The sequence below is a fragment of the Collinsella sp. LCP19S3_D3 genome (assembly GCF_052121455.1).
Taxonomy (GTDB): Bacteria; Actinomycetota; Coriobacteriia; order Coriobacteriales; family Coriobacteriaceae; genus Collinsella.
The window spans coordinates 1-2254 of the sequence record NZ_JBQKEF010000041.1 but is presented as its reverse complement, the minus strand read 5'-3'; the positions used below and the strand labels follow the sequence as shown (position 1 = coordinate 2254).

The window sequence follows — 2254 nt, the reverse complement described above, 5'->3', positions numbered from 1 at the left end:
CGAAACGCACCGAGCAGACTGAAGCCCACCGGCCTAATGGCTTGGCGTCAGCATGCCGCGATCCGGTCGCACGGAGAGCATTTCCCAGTTGACAAAACTATAGGAACACCCGCCGCAAGGTCCGCCTGCTCCTGATTATCCTCAAGCAGATAGCGCAGAACGGCGTTAGCATCCAGCAGCGTGCCCATGCTTTGCAATCACCGCCCTCGCAAATGCGTCGGATTCCTCATCCACTTTCGACGCGTCAGCATACCGGGACAGCCTCCCTCGTGCCTTCGTTGTTTCCGGGGCGCCCACAGGCAAGGGCACCAGCAACGCCGCCGGACGCCCGTAACGCATCATGACGCACGCTTCGCGCGCTTGCTCTACATGGGCGACAAGCCCACTGAGGTTCGCTTTCGCATCGGCAAGGCCCACGCGCTCGGCTCGATCCAGGTCGACAGTCAACGTAGTCATGGCTGCTCCCATCTCTTTGGGAACAGTCTACGCTCGTTTTGACTAGATTGTTAGTCAACTTTTGCGTTATAGAAAACGCCGCCCCCAACCGGAGCTGAGCGCGGCGTGGACCTCAATTTAAGGACAGTCCCTAAATTGAGGTTTGCGGAAGTCAGTGAGAAAAACGAGAGGCAGACGAACAAGGAACACCATTAGTCATGGGAGCCAAACGATAAGAGAAGAGCATCGTTGCGCTATTTGCTTTTCGACTTCCCATCCTTCTTGAAAAAGCGGTCCCATATGTAGGCAAAGGGAGCCCAAAGAACTCCTAAAGCAGTGCCGTAACACAGCTCCAGTAAAATGAGGACGTGCCAATAATCCCCTCTCCCATCCATGATGAATAAAAGAAGCACATCGCCCTGATTCTGCCACAGCCTTATTAAGAATCCGATTACGAACAATGCGACGATACAGATAAGAGCCGTTGCCCCAGATGTCAATCCACCTTCTCCATGCTTGCGTTTAATTTCGAAACAGAACCACGCACCTGCCGCCAATATCATGAAGTTTATGAAATACACCCCAAGAAGTGCCAGGAAGTTTCGACCGAGAAACGAGACATCTACTCCTTCACGTTCCAGCATGTCCATAACATTTTGAAAACCGCCCAATAAAAAGGAATCTGCTATCACCCAAATTAGACTGATACCAAGCCAGGCAATGACCAACCATGCGACGATATCCCCCGCATCAGTTTTACGCGGCTCTTTGTCCCGCCCTTCCACTTCCTCTGACATGCCTAATCCGTCCTTCCATTAAACAAGCCCGTATCGATGAACACAACAGGCCTTGCCCTTTAGCTGGCGAAACCCTTATGCTGACGATCGAGACCCTGGATGTAGTTCGGGCAGGAGTAGAACGCATCCGCCGCAACAGACACACTGCTGGGCAGAGGTTCCACTTGCTTGAGCGCAGTACAGTGGGCAAAAGCGCACGATTCGATGCGCTCCAACCCCGACGGCAGGTGCGTCTCACGCAACTTTGGGCACGACGCGAACGCATGCTCACCAATCACGCGAACCGATGCAGGGAACTCGACACGTTCCAATTTTTCGCAGCAATTGAATGCGCTATCGCCGACCTCGATAATTCCATCGGGCAAAACGACGGATTTGATATCCTGCCGCCCGTGAAATGCCCCGCGAATCGCCCTGATTCCCTCTGGGACAACAAGCGTACCGTCCTCATTGCACAAAACCGTATGGGCGAACCCCGGAGTCAAGATGCCTTCTTCGTACAACCGCACTTCGTCCACGGCAGCTCCCATCTTTTGAGGAACCATTGGTATCACTGTCAAGTGATACCAGCCCCCAATATATTAGGGGTTGCGTGCAGTCAAACATGGTCCTCTGTTTCGCTGTCGGGTCAACATCTCGATGAACCAGAATCAACCCTTTACACTCAAGCAATCCCCGGCCGCCGCTTTGAAGATCATCTCAAGCACTGGACATTGGTACAGTCGGCCAGGTTCGGTCAACGCCACCGCAGCTGAAAACGTATAGAAACCCCTTCGACGAATAGAACCTCACAAGCAGCGAATATGGAAACACCAAACCCAACCAAAGTTGAGCGTGGCGCTGCCTTCCGGATAGGGGCTACCTCCAATTGCAATTAGCTACTCGCGACGTCCGCCTCGATTTAGAACCCGCCCATTACAGTCTGAAATAGGCCATCGATAAATTTCGATGGCGAGCATTCGGCGCATTGCCTACGATACGGGCAAGCCCCGAGGGGCCGCCGATCGGGCGCCTCCGGATGG

Annotated in this window: 3 protein-coding genes; all 3 read right to left on the bottom strand. The window is 53.6% G+C overall.

Features of this window, described 5'->3' with window-relative positions:
• Positions 1-165 precede the first annotated feature (165 nt).
• Positions 166-456, bottom strand: a complete 291-nt coding sequence (locus ACTQXM_RS08915) for a type II toxin-antitoxin system Phd/YefM family antitoxin (protein ID WP_441537639.1) — start codon at positions 454-456, stop codon at positions 166-168.
• A gap of 233 nt (positions 457-689) precedes the next feature.
• Positions 690-1232, bottom strand: coding sequence for a hypothetical protein (locus tag ACTQXM_RS08910; RefSeq protein ID WP_441537638.1), 543 nt, complete (start codon positions 1230-1232; stop codon positions 690-692).
• 59 nt (positions 1233-1291) lie between these two features.
• The gene (locus tag ACTQXM_RS08905; protein ID WP_441537637.1) at positions 1292-1750 is read right to left on the bottom strand and encodes a leucine-rich repeat domain-containing protein; all 459 of its coding nucleotides are present in this window, start codon (positions 1748-1750) and stop codon (positions 1292-1294) included.
• Positions 1751-2254 lie beyond the last annotated feature (504 nt).

Excerpts from the sequence above, each read along its gene's own strand:
- ACTQXM_RS08910 (WP_441537638.1), bottom strand. The coding sequence starts at position 1,232 with ATGTCAGAGGAAGTGGAAGGGCGGGACAAAGAGCCGCGTAAAACTGAT.
- ACTQXM_RS08915 (WP_441537639.1), bottom strand. The coding sequence starts at position 456 with ATGACTACGTTGACTGTCGACCTGGATCGAGCCGAGCGCGTGGGCCTT.